The organism is Paracoccus sp. N5, assembly GCF_000371965.1.
GTDB lineage: Bacteria > Pseudomonadota > Alphaproteobacteria > Rhodobacterales > Rhodobacteraceae > Paracoccus.
Window position 1 is genome coordinate 13,288 of sequence record NZ_AQUO01000003.1, and the last position, 23,711, is coordinate 36,998.

At 70.3% G+C, this 23,711-nt stretch carries 23 protein-coding genes; 14 read left to right on the forward strand and 9 right to left on the reverse strand.

Going from position 1 to position 23,711, the window contains the following annotated elements:
- Nucleotides 1-5: 5 nt before the first annotated feature.
- Together PARN5_RS0119455 and PARN5_RS0119460 are read left to right on the forward strand one after the other, a co-directional pair.
- Nucleotides 6-863 (forward strand): formate/nitrite transporter family protein, encoded by an 858-nt coding sequence (locus PARN5_RS0119455; protein WP_018001442.1) that lies wholly within the window; start codon nt 6-8, stop codon nt 861-863.
- A 10-nt stretch (nt 864-873) separates the two neighbouring features.
- Nucleotides 874-3,465, forward strand: coding sequence for a nitrate reductase (locus PARN5_RS0119460; protein WP_157404103.1), 2,592 nt, complete (start codon nt 874-876; stop codon nt 3,463-3,465).
- A 2-nt stretch (nt 3,466-3,467) separates the two neighbouring features.
- On the opposite strand, the gene PARN5_RS0119465 is transcribed toward PARN5_RS0119460, so the two are convergent.
- Genes PARN5_RS0119465 through PARN5_RS0119485 form a run of 5 tightly spaced genes read right to left on the reverse strand, consistent with a single transcriptional unit; the run spans nt 3,468 to nt 9,042 of the window.
- Nucleotides 3,468-4,433 (reverse strand): ABC transporter substrate-binding protein, encoded by a 966-nt coding sequence (locus PARN5_RS0119465; RefSeq protein ID WP_026155585.1) that lies wholly within the window; start codon nt 4,431-4,433, stop codon nt 3,468-3,470.
- A 19-nt stretch (nt 4,434-4,452) separates the two neighbouring features.
- Complete coding sequence (locus PARN5_RS0119470) at nt 4,453-5,424, reverse strand: ABC transporter permease (protein WP_018001445.1); 972 nt, start codon at nt 5,422-5,424, stop codon at nt 4,453-4,455.
- Complete coding sequence (locus tag PARN5_RS0119475; RefSeq protein ID WP_018001446.1) at nt 5,421-6,902, reverse strand: sugar ABC transporter ATP-binding protein; 1,482 nt, start codon at nt 6,900-6,902, stop codon at nt 5,421-5,423. Before PARN5_RS0119475 ends, PARN5_RS0119470 begins: the two co-directional genes overlap by 4 nt.
- The gene (locus PARN5_RS0119480) at nt 6,899-7,993 is read right to left on the reverse strand and encodes a Gfo/Idh/MocA family oxidoreductase (RefSeq protein WP_018001447.1); all 1,095 of its coding nucleotides are present in this window, start codon (nt 7,991-7,993) and stop codon (nt 6,899-6,901) included. Before PARN5_RS0119480 ends, PARN5_RS0119475 begins: the two co-directional genes overlap by 4 nt.
- Entirely contained in the window at nt 7,990-9,042 is a 1,053-nt protein-coding gene (locus PARN5_RS0119485; RefSeq protein WP_018001448.1) for a sugar phosphate isomerase/epimerase, read from the reverse strand. Before PARN5_RS0119485 ends, PARN5_RS0119480 begins: the two co-directional genes overlap by 4 nt.
- Nucleotides 9,043-9,138: 96 nt before the next feature.
- Here PARN5_RS0119485 and PARN5_RS0119490 point away from each other — a divergent pair, with 96 nt between their 5' ends.
- From PARN5_RS0119490 to PARN5_RS0119545, 12 genes are all read left to right on the forward strand, one after another.
- A complete protein-coding gene (locus tag PARN5_RS0119490) occupies nt 9,139-10,152 on the forward strand; it encodes a LacI family DNA-binding transcriptional regulator (protein ID WP_018001449.1) in 1,014 nt (337 codons plus the stop codon).
- Nucleotides 10,153-10,407: 255 nt separating this feature from the next.
- Nucleotides 10,408-11,808 (forward strand): AAA family ATPase, encoded by a 1,401-nt coding sequence (locus tag PARN5_RS0119495; protein ID WP_018001450.1) that lies wholly within the window; start codon nt 10,408-10,410, stop codon nt 11,806-11,808.
- Nucleotides 11,801-12,913 (forward strand): ParB N-terminal domain-containing protein, encoded by a 1,113-nt coding sequence (locus tag PARN5_RS0119500; protein WP_018001451.1) that lies wholly within the window; start codon nt 11,801-11,803, stop codon nt 12,911-12,913. Before PARN5_RS0119495 ends, PARN5_RS0119500 begins: the two co-directional genes overlap by 8 nt.
- A 1,141-nt stretch (nt 12,914-14,054) precedes the next feature.
- On the forward strand, nt 14,055-14,741 hold the full coding sequence (locus tag PARN5_RS0119505; protein ID WP_157404104.1) for an urease accessory protein UreD: 687 nt from the start codon (nt 14,055-14,057) through the stop codon (nt 14,739-14,741).
- A gap of 7 nt (nt 14,742-14,748) precedes the next feature.
- Nucleotides 14,749-15,051 (forward strand): urease subunit gamma, encoded by a 303-nt coding sequence (locus PARN5_RS0119510; protein ID WP_018001453.1) that lies wholly within the window; start codon nt 14,749-14,751, stop codon nt 15,049-15,051.
- Nucleotides 15,052-15,059: 8 nt separating this feature from the next.
- Nucleotides 15,060-15,620, forward strand: a complete 561-nt coding sequence (locus PARN5_RS0119515; protein ID WP_026155587.1) for a HupE/UreJ family protein — start codon at nt 15,060-15,062, stop codon at nt 15,618-15,620.
- Between the two features lie 11 nt (nt 15,621-15,631).
- On the forward strand, nt 15,632-15,937 hold the full coding sequence (locus tag PARN5_RS0119520; protein WP_026155588.1) for an urease subunit beta: 306 nt from the start codon (nt 15,632-15,634) through the stop codon (nt 15,935-15,937).
- On the forward strand, nt 15,937-17,628 hold the full coding sequence (ureC, locus tag PARN5_RS0119525; RefSeq protein ID WP_018001456.1) for an urease subunit alpha: 1,692 nt from the start codon (nt 15,937-15,939) through the stop codon (nt 17,626-17,628). Before PARN5_RS0119520 ends, ureC begins: the two co-directional genes overlap by 1 nt.
- A 2-nt stretch (nt 17,629-17,630) precedes the next feature.
- Entirely contained in the window at nt 17,631-18,107 is a 477-nt protein-coding gene (locus PARN5_RS0119530) for an urease accessory protein UreE (protein ID WP_018001457.1), read from the forward strand.
- A complete protein-coding gene (locus PARN5_RS0119535) occupies nt 18,100-18,726 on the forward strand; it encodes an urease accessory UreF family protein (protein WP_051071070.1) in 627 nt (208 codons plus the stop codon). Before PARN5_RS0119530 ends, PARN5_RS0119535 begins: the two co-directional genes overlap by 8 nt.
- Nucleotides 18,723-19,367: an urease accessory protein UreG gene (gene ureG, locus PARN5_RS22645; RefSeq protein WP_018001459.1), complete on the forward strand. Its 645-nt coding sequence runs from the start codon at nt 18,723-18,725 to the stop codon at nt 19,365-19,367. Before PARN5_RS0119535 ends, ureG begins: the two co-directional genes overlap by 4 nt.
- Before the next feature lie 74 nt (nt 19,368-19,441).
- Nucleotides 19,442-20,248, forward strand: coding sequence for a Ku protein (locus PARN5_RS0119545; RefSeq protein WP_018001460.1), 807 nt, complete (start codon nt 19,442-19,444; stop codon nt 20,246-20,248).
- Here PARN5_RS0119545 and ligD read toward each other — a convergent pair.
- The 4 genes from ligD to PARN5_RS0119565 form a co-directional block, all read right to left on the reverse strand.
- On the reverse strand, nt 20,245-22,776 hold the full coding sequence (ligD, locus tag PARN5_RS0119550) for a DNA ligase D (protein ID WP_018001461.1): 2,532 nt from the start codon (nt 22,774-22,776) through the stop codon (nt 20,245-20,247). The two genes, PARN5_RS0119545 and ligD, sit on opposite strands and share 4 nt — an antisense overlap.
- Nucleotides 22,777-22,900: 124 nt before the next feature.
- Complete coding sequence (locus PARN5_RS0119555; RefSeq protein ID WP_018001462.1) at nt 22,901-23,083, reverse strand: DUF3008 family protein; 183 nt, start codon at nt 23,081-23,083, stop codon at nt 22,901-22,903.
- Nucleotides 23,084-23,102: 19 nt separating this feature from the next.
- The gene (locus PARN5_RS0119560) at nt 23,103-23,312 is read right to left on the reverse strand and encodes a hypothetical protein (RefSeq protein WP_018001463.1); all 210 of its coding nucleotides are present in this window, start codon (nt 23,310-23,312) and stop codon (nt 23,103-23,105) included.
- A 20-nt stretch (nt 23,313-23,332) separates the two neighbouring features.
- Complete coding sequence (locus PARN5_RS0119565; protein ID WP_018001464.1) at nt 23,333-23,629, reverse strand: hypothetical protein; 297 nt, start codon at nt 23,627-23,629, stop codon at nt 23,333-23,335.
- Nucleotides 23,630-23,711: the final 82 nt, after the last annotated feature.

Sequence of the window (23,711 nt, forward strand, 5' to 3'; positions counted from 1 at the left end):
AGCCCATGTCCTATGTTCCCCCCGCCGATTTCGCGAAGAAGATGATCGACGCCGGCGAGGCCAAGGTCTTCATGTCCGCGCGCGACACGCTGATCCGCGCCTATATGGCCGGCGCCATCCTGGCGCTGTCGGCCGCCTTCGCCGTGACCGTGACCGTCAACACCGGCGAGCCGCTGCTGGGCGCGCTGCTGTTCCCGGTCGGCTTCTGCATGCTCTACCTGCTGGGCTTCGACCTGCTCACCGGCGTCTTCACCCTGGTGCCGCTGGCGCTGATCGACCGGCGGTGCGGCGTCACCCTGCGCGGCATGCTGCGCAACTGGGGGCTGGTCTTTGCCGGCAATTTCGCCGGCGCCTTCACCGTGGCGCTGTTCATGGCGATCATCGTCACCTTCGGCTGGTCCGAGGCCCCGAACGCCGTCGGCGAAAAGATCGGCCATATCGGCGAGGGCCGCACGCTTGGCTATGCCGCCCATGGCGCGGCCGGGATGCTGACGCTGTTCGTGCGCGCGGTCATGTGCAACTGGATGGTCTCGACCGGCGTGGTGGCGGCGATGATGTCCACCAGCGTCTCGGGCAAGATCATGGCGATGTGGATGCCGATCCTGCTGTTCTTCTACATGGGATTCGAACATTCCATCGTGAACATGTTCCTGTTCCCGGCCGGGCTGCTGTTGGGCGGCAATTTCACCATCGCCGATTACATGATCTGGAACGAGATCCCGACCGTCATCGGCAACATGGTCGGCGGCATCACCTTCGTCGGAGGGGTGATCTATGCCACGCATCACAAGACCCGGCCCGAGCTGGACCGCGCGCCGACCCACCAGCCGGCGCCGCAGGCGCCCGCCGTCGCGGCCGAGTGACGCCATGAACATGGCAGCGCCCCGCCCCGCCATCCGCACCACCTGCGCCTATTGCGGCGTCGGCTGCGGCGTGCTGGCGACGCCGGACGGGCTCGGGGGTCTCGGCATCGCCGGCGACCCCGAGCATCCGGCGAATTTCGGCCGGCTCTGCGTCAAGGGCGCCGCGCTTGGCGAGACCGTGGCGCTGGACGGCCGGTTGCTGGCGCCGCGCATCCACGGGCGCGAGGCCGGCTGGGACGCGGCGCTGGACCTGGTCGCGCGCCGCTTTTCCGACACCATCGCCGCGCATGGCCCGGATTCGGTGGCGATGTATGTCTCGGGGCAACTGCTGACCGAGGATTACTATGTCGCGAACAAGCTGATGAAGGGCTTCATCGGCAGCGCCAATATCGACACGAACTCGCGGCTCTGCATGGCCTCCTCGGTCGCGGGCCACAGGCGGGCCTTCGGCAGCGACACCGTGCCCGGGCTCTACGAGGATCTGGAACAGGCCGATACGGTGGTGCTGGTCGGCTCGAACCTGGCCTGGTGCCATCCGGTGCTGTTCCAGCGGCTGGCGGCGGCGCGCGCGGCGCGGGGCACGCGGGTCGTCGTCATCGACCCGCGCCGCACCGCCACCTGCGACATCGCCGACCTGCATCTTGCCATCGCGCCGGGCGCGGATGCGGCGCTGTTCAACCTGCTGCTGGCGGACATCGACCGGCGCGGCCTGGTCTCGCAGGCGCCGCAGGGCCTGGCCGAGGCCCTGGCGGCCGCCCGCGCCACCACCCCCGCCGCCACCGGCCTGCCGCACAGCGCCCTGCAACGCTTCCTCGACCTGTGGTGCGGTTCGGACAAGGTCGTCACCGTCTATTCCCAGGGCATCAACCAGTCCGACTCGGGCACCGACAAGGTGAATGCGATCCTGAACTGCCACCTTGCCACCGGCCGCATCGGCCGCCCCGGCATGGGTCCGTTCAGCGTCACCGGCCAGCCCAACGCCATGGGCGGGCGCGAGGTCGGCGGGCTCGCGAACATGCTGGCCTGCCACCTCGCGCTGGAAAACCCCGCGCATCGCGCCGCGGTGCAGAGCTTCTGGGCCGCCCCGCGCATGGCCGAGAAGCCGGGCCTCAAGGCCGTGGACCTGTTCCGCGCCGTCGAGGCCGGGCGCATCAAGGCGCTGTGGATCATCTGCACCAACCCCGCCGTCACCATGCCCGAGGCGGACCGCGTGGCCCGCGCCATCGCCGGCTGCGACTTCACCGTGGTCTCGGACCTGTTCGCGACCACCGACACGGCGCGGCTGGCGCATGTGCTGCTGCCCGCCACCGGCTGGGGCGAAAAGGACGGCACGGTGACGAATTCCGAACGCCGCATCAGCCGCCAGCGCCGCGCCCTGCCCGCGCCGGGCCAGGCCCGCGACGACTGGCGCATCCTGGCCGATGTGGCGGCGCGCATGGGCTGGGGCGCGGCTTTCGCCTGGCAGGGCCCGGCCGAGGTCTTTGCCGAACATGCCGCGCTTTCGGGCGTGGCGGGGGCTCTGGGCAGCGATTTCGACATCTCGGACCATGCCGGCATCACGCCCGACGGCTATGAGACGATGCAGCCCTTCCTCTGGCCGCAATCGGCGCGGAAACGCGGCGGCCGCTTCTTCGGCGACGGGCGCTTCCACCACCCGGACGGCCGGGCGCGCATGGTCGCCGTGACCCCCGCCCTGCCCGCCCCGGACCCCGCGCATCCCTTTCGCCTGAACACCGGCCGGGTGCGCGACCATTGGCACACGATGACCCGCAGCGGCCGCGCGCCGCGGCTGTCGCGCCACCTGGCCGAGCCCTTTCTGGAGCTGCACCCGCAGGACGCCGCCCGCCTGGGCCTGGAACCCGCCACCCTGGCCGAGATCGCCAATCCGCTGGGCCGCGCCATCCTGCGCGTGCTGGTGACCGACCGCGTGGCGCCCGGCCATCCCTTCGCGCCGATGCACTGGACGGGCCAGACCGCGCCCTCGGGCCGCGTCGATGCGCTGGTGCCGGGGCTGGCCGACCCGATCTCGGGCCAGCCGGCGCTGAAATCCGCCGCGGTCGCGATCCGGCCGTTCCCGGCGGCCTGGTACGGCTTCGCCGTCTCGACCCGCGCCATGACGCCCGATTGCGACTATTGGGCCAGCGCCACCCTGCCCGGCGGCTTCCAGGCCGAGCTGGCCGGGACCGCGCCGCCCGAGGACTGGGCGCAAGCCGCGCAGCGCCTGTTCGGGCTGGACGACCCGCCGCAGGTCCTGCGCGACGACCGGCGCGGCATCCTGCGGCTGGCCTTCGCGCGGCGCGGAAGGGTGCAGGCGGCGCTGTTCGTGGCGCCCGGCCCCGTCGCCCTGTCGCGCAGCCACCTGGCCGCGGCGCTCGGCAACCCCTGCGAGCCCGGCCTGTTGGCCGGCCGGCCCGGCGGCGACCGCCCCGACGGGGGCGCCGTGGTCTGCGCCTGCCTGGGCGTCGGCGTGAACACCATCCTCGACGGCATCAGCCGCGGTCTCGCCTCGGTCGAGGCCATCGGCGAGGCCCTGGGCGCCGGCACCAGCTGCGGCTCGTGCCGGCCCGAGCTGCGCGCGCTGCTGGCGCGCCAGCCCGCCTGAGATCAGAACGGGCTGTCGGGGTAATAGAACTTCTCGGCGTTCTCGGGCGTGATCAGCTGGCTGCCGATGATGAACCGCCCCGTCATCGGCGCGTTCGAGACGAAATGCAGCGCCGTCATCTCGATGGCCGAGGAGATCAGCGCCGGCGGATAGGTCACGTTCACCGGCAGCTGCTTGTCGCCCTCCATGATGCGCTTGACGATCTCCTTCATGCCGGCGCCGCCGATCACCCACATCTGGTCCTGGCGGTCGGCGGCGGCGATGGCTTCCAGCACGCCGACCGCCATGTCGTCGTCCGCCGCCCAGACCGCATCGATCTGCGGGTATTTCGCCAGATAGTCCTGCATGACGTTGAAGGCGTCGTCGCGGTTCCAGTTGCCGTGCTGCATGTCCAGGATCTCGATCTCGGACCCCTCCAGCGCCTTCTGGAAGGCCTCGACCCGCTCGTTGTCCAGCGTGGTCGGGATGCCGCGCAGCACGACGATCTTGGCGCCGGGTTTCAGGTTCGCCTTGAAATATTCGCCCGCGACCCGGCCGAAGGCGGTGTTGTCGCCGGCGACATACAGATCCTCGATCCCCTCCTGCGACAGGCCGCGGTCGACCACGGTGACGAACTTGCCCGCGTCCTTCACCGCCTTGACCGGCGCGGTCAGCGGTTCCGATTCAAAGGGCAGCACGACCAGCGCGTCGATGTCGCGCGTGGCCATCATGTCCTCGATGTCGTTGACCTGCTTGGCGCTGTCGCCCGAGGTGGACAGCACGAATTCCAGGTTCGGATAGGCCGCGCCCAGCCGCTTGATCGTGTCCTGCGCGTGCCAGTTCAGCCCGCCCATGAAGCCATGCGTGGCCGAAGGGATGGCGACGCCGATCACCGTCTTCTCGCCCTCCTGCGCCAGCGCCGCGCTGCCCCAGGTCATCGCCAGCAGCCCCGCCATGGCGGCGCCCTGCATCAGGCTTCTGCGTTTCATGTCTTTCTCCTCCCAGAGGTCACCGCTCGCCGGCGGCATGTTTTTCCCGCTGCAACACGACAGCAAGAACGATGATGACGCCCTGGATCGCCCCGTTCAGATAGGGGCTGACCAGGTTCGCCAGATTCAGGATGTTGTCGATCAGCGACAGGATCAGCACGCCCATCACCGTGCCCCAGACCCGGCCGCGCCCGCCCTTCAGCGCCGTGCCGCCGATGATGACGGCGGCGATGGCCTCCAGCTCCCACAACACGCCGGTCGAGCCCGAGGCCGAGCCCAGCCGCGGCACGTAAAGCACCACCGCCAGCCCGACCAGCAGGCCCAAGAGGACATAGGTCAACAGCCGCACCCGGTTCACGTCGATGGCGGAATAGCGCGCCACCCGGTCGTTCGAGCCGATGGCCTCGACATGACGGCCGAACCGGGAATGGCGCATCATCCATTCGCCCAGCAGGGCGACCAGCGCAAAGCAGATGATCGGCCAGGTGATCCAGCCGATGCCGCCGTAATAGACCGGGCGATACAGCGTCCGCAGCGCGTAATCCAGGGACAGCGTGCCGCCATCGGCCAGCCAGGTCACCAGGCTGCGAAAGATGCCCATGGTGCCCAGGGTGACGATGAAGGGCTCGATCCGCGCCTTGGTCACCAGCGCGCCGTTCAGGTATCCGGCGGCCAGCCCGCCCAGGATCGCCACCCCCATGCCGATCAGGATGGTGCCCCAATGCGTGCCAAGGTTCGGCACCAGCGCATTCATGGCGATGATGGCGATTCCGGCCAGGAAGGCGGCCATCGAGCCCACGGACAGGTCCAGCCCGCCCGCCGTGATGACGAAGGTCATGCCCACCGCGATCATGCCGATGAAGGCCGAGCGCGCCAACACGTTGGTGATGTTCGCCGGCGCCAGGAAGGCGCTGTTCAGGCTGGCCCCCAGCACGACCAGCGCGACAAGCGCGATCAGCGGGCCCAGGGTGTGGAAGTCGATCTTTCTCATGCCGCCTCGCTCACGCCCATGGCCAGGCGCACGATATTGTCCTCGGTCAGGGCCGCGCCCTGCAATTCGCCGGCCAGCCGGCCCTCGCGCATGACCAGCACCCGATCGGCCAGGCCGATCACCTCGGGCATCTCGCTGGAAATCACGATGACGCTCAGCCCTTGCCCCGCCAGCTGGCGGATGAAGGCATAGATCTGGCTTTTCGTGCCCACGTCGATGCCGCGCGTCGGCTCGTCGATGATCAGGATGCGCGGATCGGTCAGCATGGTCTTGGCCAGCAGGAGCTTCTGCTGGTTCCCGCCCGACAGCTTGCCCGCCACCATGTCGCGGCGCGGGGCGCGGATGTCGAAATCCTGCGTGGCGCGGTCCAGCGCCGCCTCTTCGGCGCGGCGGTCGATGCGCCAGCGGCCGAAACGCTCCAGCGCCGCCAGCGTCAGGTTCTCGCGCAGCGGCTTTTCCAGAAGCAGCCCGGCCTCCTTGCGGTCCTCGGTCAGATAGGCGAGGCCATTGGCAAAGCCGTCGCCGGCCGAGCGGATGCCGACCGGCCGCCCGTCGATGCGGATCTCGCCGCTGGCGGGGCGCAGCCCGGCGATGCCCTCGGCCAGTTCGGTGCGGCCCGAGCCGACCAGCCCGGCCAGCCCCAGCACCTCGCCCCGGCGCAGGCTCAGGCTGACGTCATGCACCCGGCCCGGCACCGACAGGCCGCGCACCTCCAGCGCGATCTCGTCGCCGGGCCGGCCCTTCGGCGGATAGAAATCCTGCAACTCGCGCCCGACCATGGCCGTGGCCATGCCGTCCTGCGTCAGCTCGCCGCGCAGCGCCCGGCGCACGACGCGGCCGTCGCGCAGGACGGTGATGCGGTCGGCCAGATGCGCCACCTCGTCCAGCCGGTGCGAGCAGTAAAGCACCGCCACGCCCTCGGCCCGCAGCCGCTCGATCTGCGCGTAAAGCGCGCCGACCTCGCGATGGGTCAGGACCGCGCTCGGCTCGTCCATGATCAGCACGCGGGCGTTCCTGGACAGCGCCTTGGCGATCTCGACCATCTGCCGGTCCGGCACCGACAGATCGCCGACCAGCGCATCGGGCGAAATCGGGCTGTCGAGGCGTTTCAGCAGCGCCGCCGTCGCCTGCCGCATGGCCGCGTGATCCAGCCGCCAGCCGCCCGGCTCGCGGCCCAGGAAGACATTGGCGGCCACCGTCAGGTCGCGGGCCAGGTTGAATTCCTGGTGGATGACCACGATGCCCTGCGCCTCGGCCTCGGGGCCGCTCGCAAAGCGCACCGGCCGGCCGTCCAGCAGCACCTGCCCCGAGCTCGGGTCCAGGAACCCGCCCAGCAGCTTCATGATGGTGGACTTGCCGGCGCCGTTCTCGCCGATCAGCGCATGCACCTCGCCCGGTTCCAGCGCGATGTCGATGCCGTGCAGCACCGTGACCGGGCCGAAGCTCTTGCCGACATTCTCCAGCGCCAGCACGCTCATGGCGCCACCTCGACCCAGGCGCCACCCTGCGCGGCCGAGGCCTGGGCGGCGGCGATGAACCCCATGCCGGACAGCCCGTCCGCCAGCCCCGGCACCCGGTCGGCCGGGCTGTCATCGCCCCGGATGATCCGCGCGATGTCGCTGTAAAGATTGGCAAACCCCTCCAGATAGCCCTCGGGGTGGCCCGGCGGCGTGCGCGAGGATGCGCCGCGGTCCTGCGCCCGGGTCAGGATGCGCGCCGGCCCGTCCTTGCGGGTCACGAGCAACCGCTCGCAATCCTGCAACCGCCATTCCAGCGCCGCCTCGCTGCCGAAGACCCGCAGCGACAGTCCGTTCTCCTGCCCGACCGCGACCTGGCTGGCCCAAAGCCCGCCCTTGGCGCCCGAGGCATAGCGCAGCGCCACCCGCGCGTCGTCGTCGACCATGCGGCCCGGCACCATGCTGGACAGATCCGCCGAGACCTGCGCCGGCACCGCGCCGGTCACGAAAGCCGCCAGCTGCCAGGCATGGGTGCCGATGTCCCCCAGCGCCCCTGCACCGGCACGGGCCGGATCGGTGCGCCATTCCGCCTGCTTGCCCTGCGCGGCATCGGCAAGCCAGCCCTGCAGGTATTCCGCCTGCACCAGCCGCAGCTGCCCCAGGGCCCCCTCGGCCACCAGCGCCCGCGCCTCGCGCACCATCGGCAGCGCGCAGTAATTATGCGTCAGGAAGAACCGCGCCCGGCTGGCCCGCGCGGCCGCGGCGATCGCCGCCGCCTGTTCGGGCGTCGCCGCCAGCGGCTTGTCGCAGATGACATGGATACCGGCCTCCAGAAAGGCCACGGCGGGGGCGGCATGCATGTGGTTCGGGGTGACGATGGCCACCGCCTCGATCCCGTCCGCCCGCGCCGCCTCGGCCCGCGCCATCTCGGCGAAATCGGCATAGCTGCGGATGCCCAGCTCATCCGCGCTGGCCTGCGCCCGCGCGGGGTCCGAGGACAGCGCCCCGGCGACCAATTCATATTGCCCGTCCATCCGCGCGGCGATGCGGTGGACGCTGCCGATGAAGGCCCCCTGCCCGCCCCCGACCATGCCCAGCCGGATCCGCCTCATAACCCCAGCGCCTTGTCGATGGCGGCGCGGTCCACCGCGCTGGCCGCGAAATCGTCGAAGGCATGCGGCGTCACCCGGATGATGTGGTCGCGCACGAAACGCGCGCCTTCGCGGGCGCCGTCCTCGGGGTGCTTCAGCGCGCATTCCCATTCCACCACCGCCCAGCCGTCGAAGCCGTATTGCGTCAGCTTCGAGAACACGCCCTTGAAATCCACCTGCCCGTCGCCCGGGCTGCGAAAGCGCCCGGCGCGCTGCGCCCAGGGCTGGAAGCCGCCATAGACGCCCTGCCGCCCGGTCGGGTTGAACTCGGCATCCTTGACGTGGAACATGCGGATGCGATCGTGATAGATGTCGATATGCTGAAGATAATCAAGCTGTTGCAGCACGTAATGCGACGGGTCGTAAAGCAGGTTCGCGCGCGGGTGCTGGCCGATGCGGTCCAGGAACATCTCGAAGCTCGCGCCGTCATGCAGATCCTCGCCCGGATGGATCTCATAGCAGATGTCGATGCCCTGATCCTCGGCCAGGTCCAGCAGCGGGCGCCAGCGCGCCGCCAGCGTGTCGAAAGCCGCCTCGACCAGCCCCGGCGCGCGCTGCGGCCAGGGATAGAGATAGGGCCAGGCCAGCGCCCCCGAAAACACCGCCATGCGGTCGAGACCCAGCAGCCGGCTGACCCGGATGGCGCGGGCGACCCGGCCCACCGCCCATTCCTGCCGCGCCCGCGGCCTGCCGCGCAGCGCGGGCGGCGCGAAGGCATCGAAACCCGCGTCATAGGCCGGATGCACCGCGACCAGCTGGCCCTCCAGATGCGCCGAAAGCTCGGTCACCGCGATGCCGTTCTGCGCGGCGATGCCCAGGAATTCCTCGCGATAGCCCTGCGATTCGGCGGCGCGGTCCAGGTCCAGGATGCGGGCATCACCCACCGGCACCTGCACGCCGGCATAGCCCAGCCCGGCCGCCCAGCGGGTGATGCCGTCCCAGCTGTCGAAGGGCGCGGCATCGCCGATGAACTGCGCCAGGAACAGTGCCGGCCCCTTGATGGTCTGCATGATCGCCCCTCTCTCCCGTTTCGCAGGCTGCACCGCTCTGCAATCGATTGCAAACATTTTCTTGCGGCGGGTCGGGCAAGCGCCTAGCCTGACGCGATGGACAATCACGCGGGGCCGCAGGGCCGGGTCAGGCTGTCGGATGTGGCGCGGATGGCGGGGGTTTCGACCGCGACCGTCAGCCGGGTGCTGTCCCATCCCGACATGGTCGCCGCGCCGACCCGCGAGGCGGTGGCGCAGGCGCTGGACCGCAGCGGCTACCGGATGAACCACGCCGCCCGCAACCTGCGCAAGGGCCGCACCGGCTGCGTGGTGGCGCTGGTGCCGAACCTCGGCAATCCGTTCTTCGCCAAGATCCTCGACGGCATGGGGCGCGAGCTGGCGGCGGCGGGCTATGACCTTCTGGTCGCGGATACGCAGGACCAAGACAGCCTGCCCGCCACGCTGCGGCGCTTTCTCGACCCTTCGCGCGCCGATGGCATCATCCTGCTGGACGGGCGCGCCTCGGCCGCGCAGCTGGCGCCGGGCCCGGACCGGCCGCCGGTGGTGCTGGCCTGCGAATGGATCGAGGACGCCGCCCTGCCCCGCGTGGTGCTGGACAACCAGCGCGGCGCGGCGCTGGCGGTGACGCATCTGCGCGCGCTCGGGCATCGCCATATCGGCGTGATCGGCGGACCGCCGGCGAACGTGCTGCATCAGGCCCGTCTGGCCGGCACGCGGGCGGCGGCGCAGGGCCTGCGGCTGACGCTGTTTCCGGGCGATTTCTCGCTGCAGGCCGGGCAGGCGGCGGCGCGGCACTGGCTGGCCTTGGCGCCGGCCGAGCGTCCCGGCGCCGTCTTCGCCTTTTCGGACGAGATGGCCTGCGCCTTCATCGCCGACCTCGGCCGCGCCGGGCAGCATGTGCCGCGGGACGTGTCGGTGGTGGGCTTTGACGACATCGAGCTGGCCTCGCATCTGCTGCCGGCGCTGACCACGATCCGCCAGCCCAAGCGCGACCTCGGCCGCAAGGCCGCGCAGGTGGTGCTGGCCGCCATCGCCGGCCAAAAGGTCGCCGCCGTCACCCGGCTGGAACCGCAGCTCATGCTGCGCGAGACGACGGCGCCGCCGGGCTGACAGGTCCATGGCCGGCACGCGGCCGGGCAGCAGCGTCGGGCGGTCCCGCATGGCAGCCGGCGCCCGCGCCCGGCGGTATTTGACTTAACATTCTGAATATAAATAGAAATTTATGGATTCAGCACTCCACCACCGCCCTCCGCCTTTTCGGCAAGGTTTCGCGGCGAAACCGGTATCAGCGATTCACTTTTGCCGGCTCATGTGCGATAGATCGGCCAAAACGCCCATCGAAGCAGTATATCGCAGGGAAGTGTGATGCCAGGCAAGGACCCCCTTCCGCCCTATTTCGACATCGACCCCGCCAAGGCGGCGGAAGGGCTCTCCGAGCCGGTCGACACCGCGCGCTTCGCCAAGGCCGCCGCCTTTGCCGCCCGCGGCCGCCAGGACCTGGCCGAACGCGGCTATGCCCCCGACGGCCGCAAGCGGCTGCGCCGCTTCTCCACCTGGGAGGTCTGCCGCTACCTGATCCCGGTGCCGGCGGCGGATTTTCGCCGCGTGCTGCGCGAATTTCCCGACCTGCCGCAGGGCCTGGGCGAAGGCCACTCGAAAGGGTTCACCCTCGACGAGGTGCTGCGCCTGCGCGACCATTTCGCCGGCCAGGGCGCGGACTGGGACTATCGGCCCTGGCGGCCGCAGGGCCTGCCGGCCAAGACCATTGCCGTGGCGAATTTCAAGGGCGGCGTCGGCAAGACCTCGACGGCGGCGCATCTGGCCATGTCGGCGGCGCTCGACGGCTACAGGGTGCTGGTGGTGGACCTGGACAGCCAGGGCAGCATGACCTCGATCCTGGGCGGCAAGGTTGCCGACGAATGGGCGACCGCCTTCCCGCTGCTGGCCAGGGACTATGCGCTGGCGCTGCAGGATGAGAACCGGGTGCGGGCCGCGGCGGGCCAGGATCCCCTGCCCCTGGACGAGACCCTGGCCGAGGCGCTGACGCTCGGCGCCCGCGACCTGATCCAGGCCACGCATTGGCCGAACATCGACCTGCTGGGCGCGCAGCTCAACCTCTACTGGGCCGAGTTCCAGGTGCCGGTCTGGCGCATGGCCCTGCGCAGCTGGCCGCTCTGGGACGCCCTGGCCAACGGCCTGCGGCACGACGGCATCTTCGAGCAGTATGACATCGTCATCCTGGATACGCCGCCGGCGCTTGGCTATCTGACGATCAACGCGCTGGCGGCGGCCGACATCCTGCTGGTTCCGCTTGGCGCGACCTTCCTGGAGTTCGACTCGACCGGCCGCTTCTTCGACATGCTCTATTCGACCTTCGCCAGCGTCGAGGACGGCGAGAACGCCGCCCGTCGCCGCGACGGCCTGCCCGAGATGCGCTTCGAATGGGATGCGGTGCGCGCGATCATCACCCGTTTCGACGCCGGGCAGCAGACCGACCTGGCCAATGTGATCCAGGCCTATTTCGGCGATTTCATGACCCCTTATCGCCAGGAGGTCACGGCGATGATCGGCCAGGCCGGCGAGCAGGTGAACGGCATCCACGAGGCCGATTATCGCGCATTCAACCGCGACACCTACATGCGCGGGCGCGAGACCTTCGACCGCACCTGGGCCGAGGTCAAGGCGCTGGTCCTGGGCGCCTGGTGGCGCGACCTGCAGATGGAACCGGCCGGGACGGCCGCAAGCGAGGAGACTGCCCATGGCTAGGCGCCGGCGTCTGGAAGCCCCGAGCACCGCCGATCTGACGCGGATCGAGGAGGAGTTTCGCAGCGAAACCTCGGGCCGGTCCGCGGCGTTGCGCGGCGTCGCGCCCATCGCCCAGGTCGCGGCCGAGGCGGCGGCCCGGTTGCAGCCCGAGGACACCGGCGCCCGGGCCGAGCGCGCCCGGATCGAGGCCGACGCGGCCCGGCTGCATGTCGCGCAAGAGCAGGGCCTGCTGATGGTCGAGCTGCCGCTGGACCAGATCGACGAGGCGGCGATGATCCGCGACCGCATGGTGATGAGCGAGGAGGCGATCTTGGAGCTGCGGCAGTCCATCGCGGCGCATGGGCTGCGGCTGCCGATCGAGGTCTTCGAGCTGGAAAAGCCGGGCAGGGCGGGCCAGTGCTATGGCCTGCTTTCGGGCTATCGCCGCCTGCTGGCGGTGCGGGGCCTGAGAGAGCTGACCCAGGCAGAAAAATACAGCAATATCCGTGCTTTAATTCGGCCGCGCGCGTCCAGCGGCGGCGCCTTCGTCTCGATGATCGAGGAGAATGAGGTCCGCGAGGAGCTGAGCCATTTCGAACGTGGCCGCATCGCGGTCATCGCCGCCCGCCAGGGCGCCTTTGCCAATACCGAGGAGGCGGTCGAGCGGCTGTTCGCCAGCGGCTCCAAGGCCAAGCGGTCCAAGATCCGCTCTTTCGCGCTGATCTTCGAGGAATTGGGCGACATGCTGCAATGTCCCGAAGGCCTGACCGAACGGCGCGGTCTGCAACTGGCGATGGCGCTGCGCCGGGGCGCCGAGCGGCCGCTGCGGGACGCGCTGTCGCGCCATGCCCCGGACAATGCCGATGCCGAATGGTCGGTGATCGAGCCGGTGATCCGCAGCCTGGACGAGTCCCCGCGCGATGCCCGCCGGGGCGGGCGGCCCCGGACCACGGCGCCGCTGCGCTATGGCTGGATCGACGACAAGACCCTGCGCACCTCGAGCGGCATCACCATTCGCCGCGCCACCGACAGCAAGGGGCATATCCTGCGCCTGGAAGGCGAGGCGCTGAACTCGGAGTTGATGGATAGCCTGATGCTGCATATCCAGTCGCTGCTGGAACGATAAGCCGGGCGGCGCCGGGTGATTCCAGCGCCCGCGCGTCGGGCGGCGCGGGCCGGGTCGGCCGATTGCCGGTCCGCCATGCCGGGCATGACCGCGAAGAGGGCAGGGGGGCGCGACCCCGGGGCAGGCCGCCGCAGGTCGGGCAGGGCGGTGCACGAATGGATCGGCATCGCGCTTGCCCGGCCGAGGAAGGCGAGACCCGAGCGGTGCTGCGCTGCCGCTGCATTTCGCGAGGGCCCATGCCGTCGATCTGGCAGAGCGGGCGACCGCCGGTCCCCGTGGCCATCATCCGGCGGGCGGGCAGGGCGCGGCCCCGCGACAGGGGGGCCCGGAGAAGATCATGCCCTTTTCGATCTTCAGGATCGCCCGGCCCGTCGATCACGACCGGTCCTGACCGCCCGCGTCACGCCGAGACCGGCGCCGGCACCGTCCCGCCGCAGGGCCGAAACCGGGGCGCTCGGGCAAGGGACGACCGGGAATGCCATCGCCGCCGTCGCGGGCGCGGAAGCCCGCCGCGACAGGCTGTTCCCGGGCCAGCATGTCGCCGGGCTGACCCGCCGGCTGGGCTTCTGGCGCCGCGGCCCGGCTTGCCGCGCCGATGCTGGCCGTCGCGGGCCAGCATACGGCCGTCCATGCCCAGATCCGCGCCACGGCGGCGAAGGCGGCCGCCGCGACCCGCGCTGTTCCCTGTCGCTGCGCCGATCCTGGCCGCGGCCCGGGGCAAAGCGGAGCCGCCGTGCCGTCGAAGGCTGCGCTGCAAGAGATCACGGCCGGCGGGGGCGACAGGGGGCGGCTGCTGGCGGGATTCCCGCTGGCCCGATCTGGGGGCGCAACAGGGCGGGGAGCATTCGCCAAGGCGGGTCGGCGCCCGTGCCGGCCCGCCCGTTTCGCGAAAGCTCAAAAATCGTGCAGCCTACCTTGAAATCGGGCAGTTCCGGCCGCGGATCCGGCGCGAGCCGTTGCCCCTGCCGCGCCGCCGATTGACCCTCGGGGGCATTCCGGTCCTGGTCGGGGCAGGCAAATCCGGGACCGGCTCATGGCATTCGACCAGCCCAATTCTGTCCAGGCGCTTCCGCGCAGTTTCGGGGCAGTTCATCTTGCGCGGGCCGGGGGCCGGCTGCTGCGGCTGCATCAGCAGGGCTGCATGAAGATCCTGCTGCCGCGCGGCCGCGCCGAGGCGGTGCTGGTGAACACCGCGGGCGGCATCACCGGCGGCGACCGCCTGGCGGTCCGGATCGAGGCCGGCCGCGACGAGGCGCTGACCGTGACCACGCAGGCGGCCGAGCGGGTCTATCGCAGCGCGGGCGGGGCAGGGCAGGTCGAGAACGAACTGACGCTGGGGCAGGGCGCGCGGCTTGACTGGCTGCCGCAGGAAACCATCCTTTACGAAGGCTCGTCCCTGGCGCGGCGGCTTGGCGTGCGGATGGCGGCGGGCGCCACGCTGCTGGCGCTGGAAAGCCTGGTTTTCGGGCGCGCGGCGCATGGAGAGACGTTGCGCCACCTCAGCCTGCGCGACCAGTGGCGGATCTGGCGCGACCAGCGCCTGATCCATGCCGAGGCGGTGCGGCTGGACGCGATGCCCGCCAGCGACGCGACCCTGTCCGGGATCGGCGCCAGCGCGACCCTGGTCCTGGTCGCCGCGGGGGCGGAAGACGCCTGCGAGACGGCCCGCGCCCTGGTTCCCGAGGGCGCCGTGGCCGGCGTCACCGCGCTGCCGGGCATGCTGGTCGCGCGCTTCCTGGCGCCCGGCTCGCAGGCGCTGCGGGCGGCGCTGATCCCGATGATCCGGCATTTCCGCGCGGGACCGCCGCCGCGCGTCTGGCAACTCTGAGGCTCCGATGAACCTGACCCCCCGCGAAAAGGACAAGCTGCTGGTCGCCATGGCCGCGATCGTCGCGCGCAACCGCAAGGCGCGCGGCCTCAGGCTGAACCATCCCGAGGCCATCGCCCTGATCACCGATGCCGTGGTCGAGGGCGCGCGCGACGGACGCAGCGTGGCCGAGCTGATGTCGCATGGCGCCGAGATCCTGCGCGCCGAGGATTGCATGGAGGGCGTGCCCGCCATGATCCCCGAAATCCAGGTCGAGGCGACATTTCCCGACGGCACCAAGCTGGTGACCGTCCACCACCCCATTCGCTGAGGAAAGCCATGCCCATGCGGAAAACCCTTGCCGTCCTTTTGCCGCTGGCGCTGCCCGGCGCGGCCCTTGCCCATCCCGGCCATGCGGATGGCACGCCCTTCGCGGCGGGCCTTGCCCATCCTTGGGGCGGCGGCGATCACCTGCTGGCCATGGTGGCGATCGGCCTGTGGGCGGCCAGCCTTGGCGGGCGGGCGGTCTGGGCGCTGCCGCTGGCCTTCGTCTCGGCGATGGTCGCGGGCGGCGCGCTGGGTGCGGCGCATCTGGCGCTGCCGCTGGTCGAGCCGGTGATCCTGGCCTCGACCATCCTTGTCGGGGCCGCCGTCGCCCTGGCGCTGCGGCCGCCGCTGCATCTGGCGCTGCCCGTCGTGGCGGTCTTCGGCCTGATGCATGGCTATGCCCATGGCGCCGAGGGGCCGGGCCACGGGTTTGCGGCCTATGTCGCGGGCTTCGCCCTGGCCACCGGGGCGCTGCACCTGGCCGGCATCGCGCTGGGACGGCTGGCGCTGGTGCGCTGGCTGGGGGCCGCGACCGCCGCGGCGGGGCTGGTGGTCGCGGCGGTGCAGGGATGACGTGCGCTTCGCTGATCCCCGGCGAGATCATCGCCGCCGAGGGCGAGATCGTGCTGAACGCCGGCCGCAGCGCCGTCACCCTGACCGTCGCCAATACCGGCGACCGCCCGGTGCAGGTCGGCAGCCATTACCACTTTGCCGAGACCAACCCGGCCCTGGATTTCGACCGCGCGGCGGCCCGCGGCATGCGGCTCGACATTCCCTCGGGCACGGCGATCCGCTTCGAGCCGGGCCAGAGCCGCGACGTGCCGCTGATCCCGTTTTCCGGCGCGCGCCGGGTCTACGGCTTTCGCGCCGGCGTGATGGGAGCGCTTTGATGCCCGCAACCCTGTCCCGCGCCGATTATGCCGCGATCTATGGCCCGACCACCGGCGACCGGGTGCGGCTGGCCGATACCGACCTGGTCATCGAGGTCGAGCGCGACCTGACCACCTATGGCGAAGAGGTGAAGTTCGGCGGCGGCAAGGTCATCCGCGACGGCATGGGCCAGTCGCAGAAAAGCCGGGCCGAGGGCGCGATGGACACGGTGATCACCAATGCGCTGATCGTCGATGCCTCGGGCATCTACAAGGCGGATGTGGGGCTGAAGGGCGGCCGCATCGCCGTGATCGGCAAGGCGGGCAACCCCGACACCCAGCCCGGCGTGGGCGTGCTGATCGGCCCCGGCACCGAGATCATCGCGGGCGAGGGTCGCATCCTGACCGCCGGCGCGATGGATGCGCATATCCATTTCATCTGCCCGCAGCAGATCGACGATGCGCTGCATTCGGGCATCACCACCATGCTGGGCGGCGGCACCGGCCCGGCGCATGGCACGCTGGCCACGACCTGCACGCCCGGCCCCTGGCATATCGGCCGCATGATGCAGGCCGCCGATGCCTTCCCGATGAACCTGGCCTTTGCGGGCAAGGGCAACGCTTCGCTGCCCGCCGCGCTGGAGGAACAGGTCCGCGCCGGGGCCTGCGCGCTGAAGCTGCACGAGGACTGGGGCACCACCCCCGCCGCCATCGACTGCTGCCTGTCGGTCGCCGACCGGATGGACGTGCAGGTGATGATCCACACCGACACGCTGAACGAATCCGGCTTTGTCGAGGACACCATCGCCGCGATCCGCGGCCGCACCATCCACGCCTTCCACACCGAGGGCGCGGGCGGCGGCCATGCGCCCGACATCATCCGCGTCGCGGGGCTGGCGAACGTGATCCCCTCCTCGACCAATCCGACGCGGCCCTTCACCGTCAACACGATGGAAGAGCATCTGGACATGCTGATGGTCTGCCATCACCTGGACCGCTCCATCCCCGAGGACATCGCCTTCGCGGAATCGCGCATCCGGCGCGAGACCATCGCGGCCGAGGACATCCTGCACGACCTGGGCGCGATGTCGATCATCTCCTCCGATAGCCAGGCGATGGGCCGGGTGGGCGAGGTGCTGATCCGGACCTGGCAGACCGCCCACAAGATGCGCCGGCAAAGGGGCAAGCTGGGCGAGGGGCCGGCCGACAATTTCCGCGTCCGCCGCTATATCGCGAAATACACCATCAACCCGGCCGTGGCGCATGGGCTGAGCCACGAGATCGGCTCGGTCACGCCCGGCAAGCGGGCCGACCTGGTGCTGTGGAACCCGGCGTTCTTCGGGGTGAAGCCCGAGATGGTGCTGCTGGGCGGCACCATCGCCATGGCGCAGATGGGCGATCCCAATGCCTCGATCCCGACGCCGCAGCCGGTGCATTCGCGGCCGATGTTCGGGGCCTTCGGCCGCTCGGTCGAACGCAGCGCGGCGATCTTCGTCAGCCGCGACGCGGAGCTGGATCATCTGGGGCTGGCCAAGGACGCGGTCGCCGTCAAGGGCACCCGCGGCATCGGCAAGGCCGACATGGTGCTGAACGACGCGACGCCCGAGATCAGCGTCGATCCCGAGACCTATGAGGTGCGCGCCGATGGCGAACTTCTGACCTGCCAGCCGGCCGAGTCCCTGCCGATGGCGCAGCGCTATTTCCTGTTCTGAAGATGAAAGCCACGTCCGTCCTTCACCCCCCGCTTGCCGCCCGGCCCATCGACCGGGTCGAACTGGATTACGACGCCCGCTTCCTGCGCCGCAAATTGCTGCGCACGGTGGCCGGGGCCGACCTGCTGGTGGACCTGCCGAAAGTGACCGCGCTGTCCCACGGCGATGCCCTGGAAACCGAGGCCGGGCTGATCGAGATCGCCGCCGCCGCCGAGCCGGTGCTGATCGTCACCGGCGACCTGCCGCGCTTGGCCTGGCATATCGGCAACCGCCACACGCCTTGCCAGATCGCGCCGTTCCACCTGGTCATTCGCGCCGATCACGTGCTGCGCGCCATGCTGGTCGGCCTTGGCGCGACCGTGGCCGAGGCGCACCGCCCCTTTACGCCCGAGGGCGGCGCCTATGGTCCGGCGCAGGTGATGGGCCACGACCACGGCCATGCGCATGGGTCCGGGCAGCACCATCACCATCATGGCTGAGATCGCCGGGCTGCAACGCCTGTTCGCCTGGCTGTCCCCGGCCTATCCGGTCGGCAGCTTCGCCTATTCGCACGGGATCGAGCAGGCCATTGCCGATGGCTGGCTGACCGGGGCGGACGCGGTGCAGGACTGGATCGCCGATCTTTTGCGCCATGGGGCGGGCCGCAATGACGCGATCCTCTTGGCCCATGCCTGGCGGGGCGAGGATGTCGCCGAGCTTGCCCTGGCGCTGTCCGGCTGCGCCGAGCGTCGCCGCGAGGCGGCCGAGCAGGGGGCCAGCTTCGCCCGCGCCGTCTCGGCCGTCGAGGGCGCGCTGCCCGCCGCCCCCTATCCCGTCGCCATCGGCATGGCGGCCGCCCGCGCGGGGGTGCCGCTTGCCGAAACGCTGGCGCTTTATCTGCAAGCCTTTGCCTCGAACCTGGTCACGGCCTGCGTCAAATCCGTGCCCATCGGCCCGACCGACGGCCAGCGTGTGCTGTCGGCCCTGATGCCGCTGATCCGCGACATCGCGGCCGAGGCGCAGGCCGCGACGCTGGACGACCTGGGCGGCTGCGCCTTTCGCGGCGACCTGTGCGCCATTCGCCACGAAACCCATCAGCCAAGGATCTATCGCACATGACCAGCCCGAACGGCCCCCTGCGCATCGGCATCGGCGGCCCGGTCGGCGCGGGCAAGACCCGCCTGACCGAGGCCCTGTGCCGGGCCTTGTCGCAAGATCTGTCGGTCGCGGCGATCACCAACGACATCTATACGCGCGAGGATGCCGAATACCTGATGCGCGTGCAGGCGCTGCCGATCGAGCGCATCCGCGGCGTCGAGACCGGCGGCTGCCCGCATACCGCGATCCGCGAGGATTGCTCGATCAACCTGGCGGCGGTCGAGGATCTGTGCCGCTGCTTTCCCGATCTGGACGTGGTGCTGATCGAATCGGGCGGCGACAACCTGTCGGCCACCTTCTCGCCCGAACTGGCCGACCTGACCGTCTATCAGATCGATTGCGGCATGGGCGACGACATTCCGCGCAAGGGCGGGCCGGGGGTCACCCGCTCGGACCTGCTGGTGGTGAACAAGATCGACATCGCCGAGGCGGTGGGCTGCGACCGCGACCGCATGGCCCGCGACGCGGCGCGGCAGCGGGGCGCGCGTCCGGTGCGCTTCTGTTCGCTGCGCACCGGCGAGGGCGTGGCCGAGGTCGTCGCCGAAATCCGCCGGCTGGGCGGATTGGCCGCGCCGCCCGCCTGCGGACCCTCTGCACGCTGACGCGATGGCCCGGGCGGGAACATTGCGCCGCCTTCGCCGTTGATCCCGCACCACCCCCCGCGCAGGAAGGTCCGATGGCGCCGCGTTCGTTCTGGAAGGGCTATCTGAAGCTCTCGCTCGTCACCTGCCCGGTGGCGATGACCCCGGCCACCAGCGAAGGCGAGAAGGTGCGTTTCCATACCCTGAACGCCAGGACCGGCCATCGCATCGCCAGCCGCTATGTCGATGCCGGGACCGGCAAGCCGGTGGCGGACGAGGACCAGGTCAGCGGCTATCCCCGGGGCGAGGACGAATATGTCATGCTGGAGGCGGACGAGATCGCCTCGCTGGCCTTGGAAAGCACCCGCACCATCGACATCGAGATGTTCGTGCCCGCGGATTCCATCGGCTGGATCTGGTATGACAAGCCGCATTACCTGACCCCGGACGATGCCATCGGCGAAGAGGCCTTCTGCGTCATCCGCGACGCCATGGCCGCGACCGCCACGGTCGGCATCGCGCGCCTGGTGCTGTATCGGCGCGAGCGGGCGGTGCTGCTGGAGCCGCGCGACAAGGGCATCGTGCTCTGGACCCTGCGCTATGGCGACGAGGTGCGGCCCGAGGCGGACTATTTCGCGGGCATCGAACCCGGCAAGGTCGATCCGGCGGCGCTGAAGCTGGTGACGCGGCTGATCGACGACCGCACGACGGCCTGGGATCCGGCCATGGTCGCCGATCCGGTGCAGGACAAGCTGCTGGAGATCATCGCCGCCAAGACCAAGACCCGCAAGCGCAGCGCCAAGCCCGCCGCTGAGAAGCCCGCGCCGCGCAGCAATGTCGTCGACATCATGGATGCGCTGAAGAAGAGCATCGCGGCGGAAAAGAAGCCGAAGGGCCGCTAGCGCGCCTTGGGCAGCGGCGCGGCGGCGGCGCGAAAGCCGTCCCAGGGATCGGCCGAAAGCTGCGTCAGGCGGGTCGGCATGTTCTGAAGCGTGAACCAGGCCGGGCCGGGCAGCTCGTCCAGCTCCTCCCAGCCCAGCGGGGCCGAGACGGCGGCGCCGGGCCGGGCGCGCGTGGAATAGGCCGCGACGGCGGTCGCGCCGCGCTGGTTGCGCAGATAGTCGATCAGGATCCGGCCGCGCCGCTTGGCCTTGCTGATGGTCGAGACGTAGAGCTCGGGCTCGTCGGCCGCCATCGCATCGGCCATGGCCTTGGTGAAGGTCTTGACCGCCGGCCATTCCGCCTTGGGCTTCAGCGGCGCCACGACATGCAGCCCCTTGCCGCCGGAGGTCTTGACGAAGGCCGCAAGGCCCAGATCGTTCAGCCGCTGGCGCAAGGCCCGCGCGGCGGCGATCACCGCGGGCCAGGCCACGTCCTCGCCCGGGTCGAGGTCCATGGTGATGAGGTCCGGCCGTTCCCAGTCGGCCAGGGTCGAGCCCCAGGGATGGATCTCCAGCGTCGCGGATTGCACCAGGCCCATCAGCCCGTCCAGGTCCTCGATGGCGATCAGCGGCTCGCCCTGCGGATCCTGGGGATCCTGCACTTGCAGGACATGCGGGCTGATGCCCTTCCAGGCGTGTTTCTGGAAGAATTTCTCGCCCGCGATGCCGTTCGGGCAGCGCAGCAGCGCCAGCGGCCGGCCGGTGATCCAGGGCGCGATCTGGCGCCAGACCTCGGCGTAATAATCGGCCAGCCCCTCCTTGGTGATGCCCTCGTCGGGCCAATAGACGCGGTCGGGATGGGTCAGTCGCACCCGGCGGCGCTGCGGGGCCGGCGGCTTGGCGGTGGGCCTGGCTTCGCGCATGATCTCCTCGGGCGGCTTGTCCTCGCGCAATCCGCGGAACGCGGCGTGGCGCAGGTGGCCGTCGGCGGTCCAGGCGCGGAATTCGACCTCGGCCACCAGTTCGGGGCGCACGAAACGGGCCTGGCGCGATTCCTCGGCGGTCAGGCGTGCGGCGAAGGGGCTTTCGGGGATGCGCAGCCGTTCCAGGCGCTGGAACAGATCCTCGGCCACGGCGGCGGAAAAGCCGGTGCCGACCCGGCCGACATGCTCGAGCCGGCCGCCGTCATAGACGCCGAGGATCAGCGAGCCGATGGCCTTGCGCGACACCGACGAGGGCACATAGCCGGCGATGACGAATTCCTGCCGGGCCGAGCATTTCGACTTGACCCAGGCCTTGCCGCGCCCGGCGCGATAGGGGCTGTCGGCCAGTTTCGAGACGATGCCTTCCAGGCTGAGCCGGCAGGCGTGGCGCAGCACCAGCGCGCCGCTTTCCTGAAGATGGCCGCTGAAGCGCACGAGCCCGCCGTCCGCGCCCAGCAGCGGCGCCAGCAGCGCCTTGCGCTGCACCAGCGGCACGGCGGTCAGGTCATGGCCGTCCAGATACATCAGGTCGAAGGCGTAGAAGGCGAAGCGGTCCGTGCGCTCGGCGCTGAGATCGGCCTGCAGGGCCGAGAAGTCCGAGGCGCCGGCGTCGGTTTCGACCACCAGCTCGCCGTCGATCACCGCCTCGCCCAGGGGCAGGTCGGCCAGCGCCGCCGGCAGCGCCTTGCCGAAGCGCGAGGTCCAGTCCAACCCGCTGCGGGTCAAGAGCTTCACCCGCCCGGCCTGGATGCGGGCTTGCAACCGGTAGCCGTCGAACTTGATCTCATGCAGCCAGCGTTCGCCCTGCGGCGCCTTCGCCACCAGCGTGGCGAGCATCGGCGGCACGAAATCCGGCATCGCCGCCTTGCGCGCGCCCTTGACGGCGGCGGGGTCCGGACCGGGGACGGCTTCCGGCGCCTTGGCTGCGGGTTTGGTTTCGGGCTTGGCGGCGGGCTTGGCCGTCTTGCGGATGCGCCCGGTCTTCGAGGACCAGCCCGGCGCCTCGCCGGCGACATCGGCGATCTGGCGGCCGGTCTTGACCGATTCCGGGCGCTCGTCGAGGATGTCGGGGGCGTCCTCGGGCCGGGCAAACTCGTCCTCGCCCTTGATCAGCAGCCAGTTCTCGCGCTTTTCGCGGGGCTTGCCGCGCATGCGGATCAGGTGCCAGCGGCCATGCAGCTTTTCGCCCTCGAGCGAGAATTCCATGTGCCCCTTGGCATAGGCCTGATGCGGGTCGCCGATCGGGACCCAACTGCCGCGATCCCACAGGATCACGGTGCCGCCGCCGTATTCGCCCTTGGGAATCGTGCCCTCGAAATCGCCGTATTCCAGCGGGTGATCCTCGACATGCACGGCCAGGCGCTTTTCGCCGGGCACCAGGCTGGGGCCCTTGGCGACGGCCCAGCTTTTCAGCACGCCGTCCAGTTCCAGCCGGAAATCGTAATGCAGCCGGCGCGCGGCGTGCTTCTGGATCACGAAGGCCTGGCCGGTCTTGCGGCGCCGGCCGCCGCGCGGCTCGGGCGTGGCGGTGAAATCGCGCTTCTCGCGATAGGTTTCCAGCGCCATGCTCAGCGTCCCCGGAATGGATCGGAGCGTGCCATGCGGGATGCTCCCTTTCTGCTCGCCATGATCCGTTCAACGGCCGGCGCCGGGGTTTGTTCCCGTGGGCGGGCGGCCCCGCCCGCCGGCGTCAATCCTTGTGCTCGGGCTTGCCCTTGCGCTTGGTGCTGGCGAGTTCTTCCAGCTCCTTCTCGGACATCGACTCATACATCTGCCGCGATGCCTCGTGCAGTTCGCCCTTGGCGGTGTCGCCGCGCTTGGCGGAGAGCGCGGCGCCGGCCGCCTTTTGCTGGGCCTTGGACTTGGCTGGCATGTCGTTCCTCCTTGGGGGTTCATTCCCCGCCGTTGGTGGCGCGGTCGTTCTGCCGGGCCTTGCGGTCGCCCGCCTCGCGGTTCTGGCCGCCGGCATTCGCCTCTTCATCGGGGCGGCGCATCCGGCCGGGGTTCAGCGCCGGATCGGCATTGCCCATCTTCAGCGCCTGGGCCTTCTGCTGGACGTTGAACTTTTCGTTCTCCTCCTTCGGGTCGAATTTCTCACCCATGGCCGTATCCTCCGTTTCGATCAGTGGCGATGCTCGGGCAGGGCCTTCAGCTCGTCCTTGGTCCAGCGCGTCACCGCATGGACGGCGCCGTCGGTGTCGCGCATGAAATCGAGCTCGCGCGCCAGGATGCCCACCGGCTTGGCGCCGATGCCCAGAAAGCCGCCGACGTCGATGATGACCTGCGCCTCGCGGCCATTGCCGTGGACATGCGCGACATGGCCGATCTTTTCGTCGCCCGGGCCATAGATCGTGGCGCCGGTCAGCGTGTCCGGGGTCAGTTCCTGCTCCTGCAGGCGGATGTGATGGCTGTGGTCCATTCCGATCGCTCCTTTCCTGTGGGGTAGGCAAGGGGAACCGCCCCGAGGCCGGGATGTTCCGTCACGCTGCCGTGATCCCGGG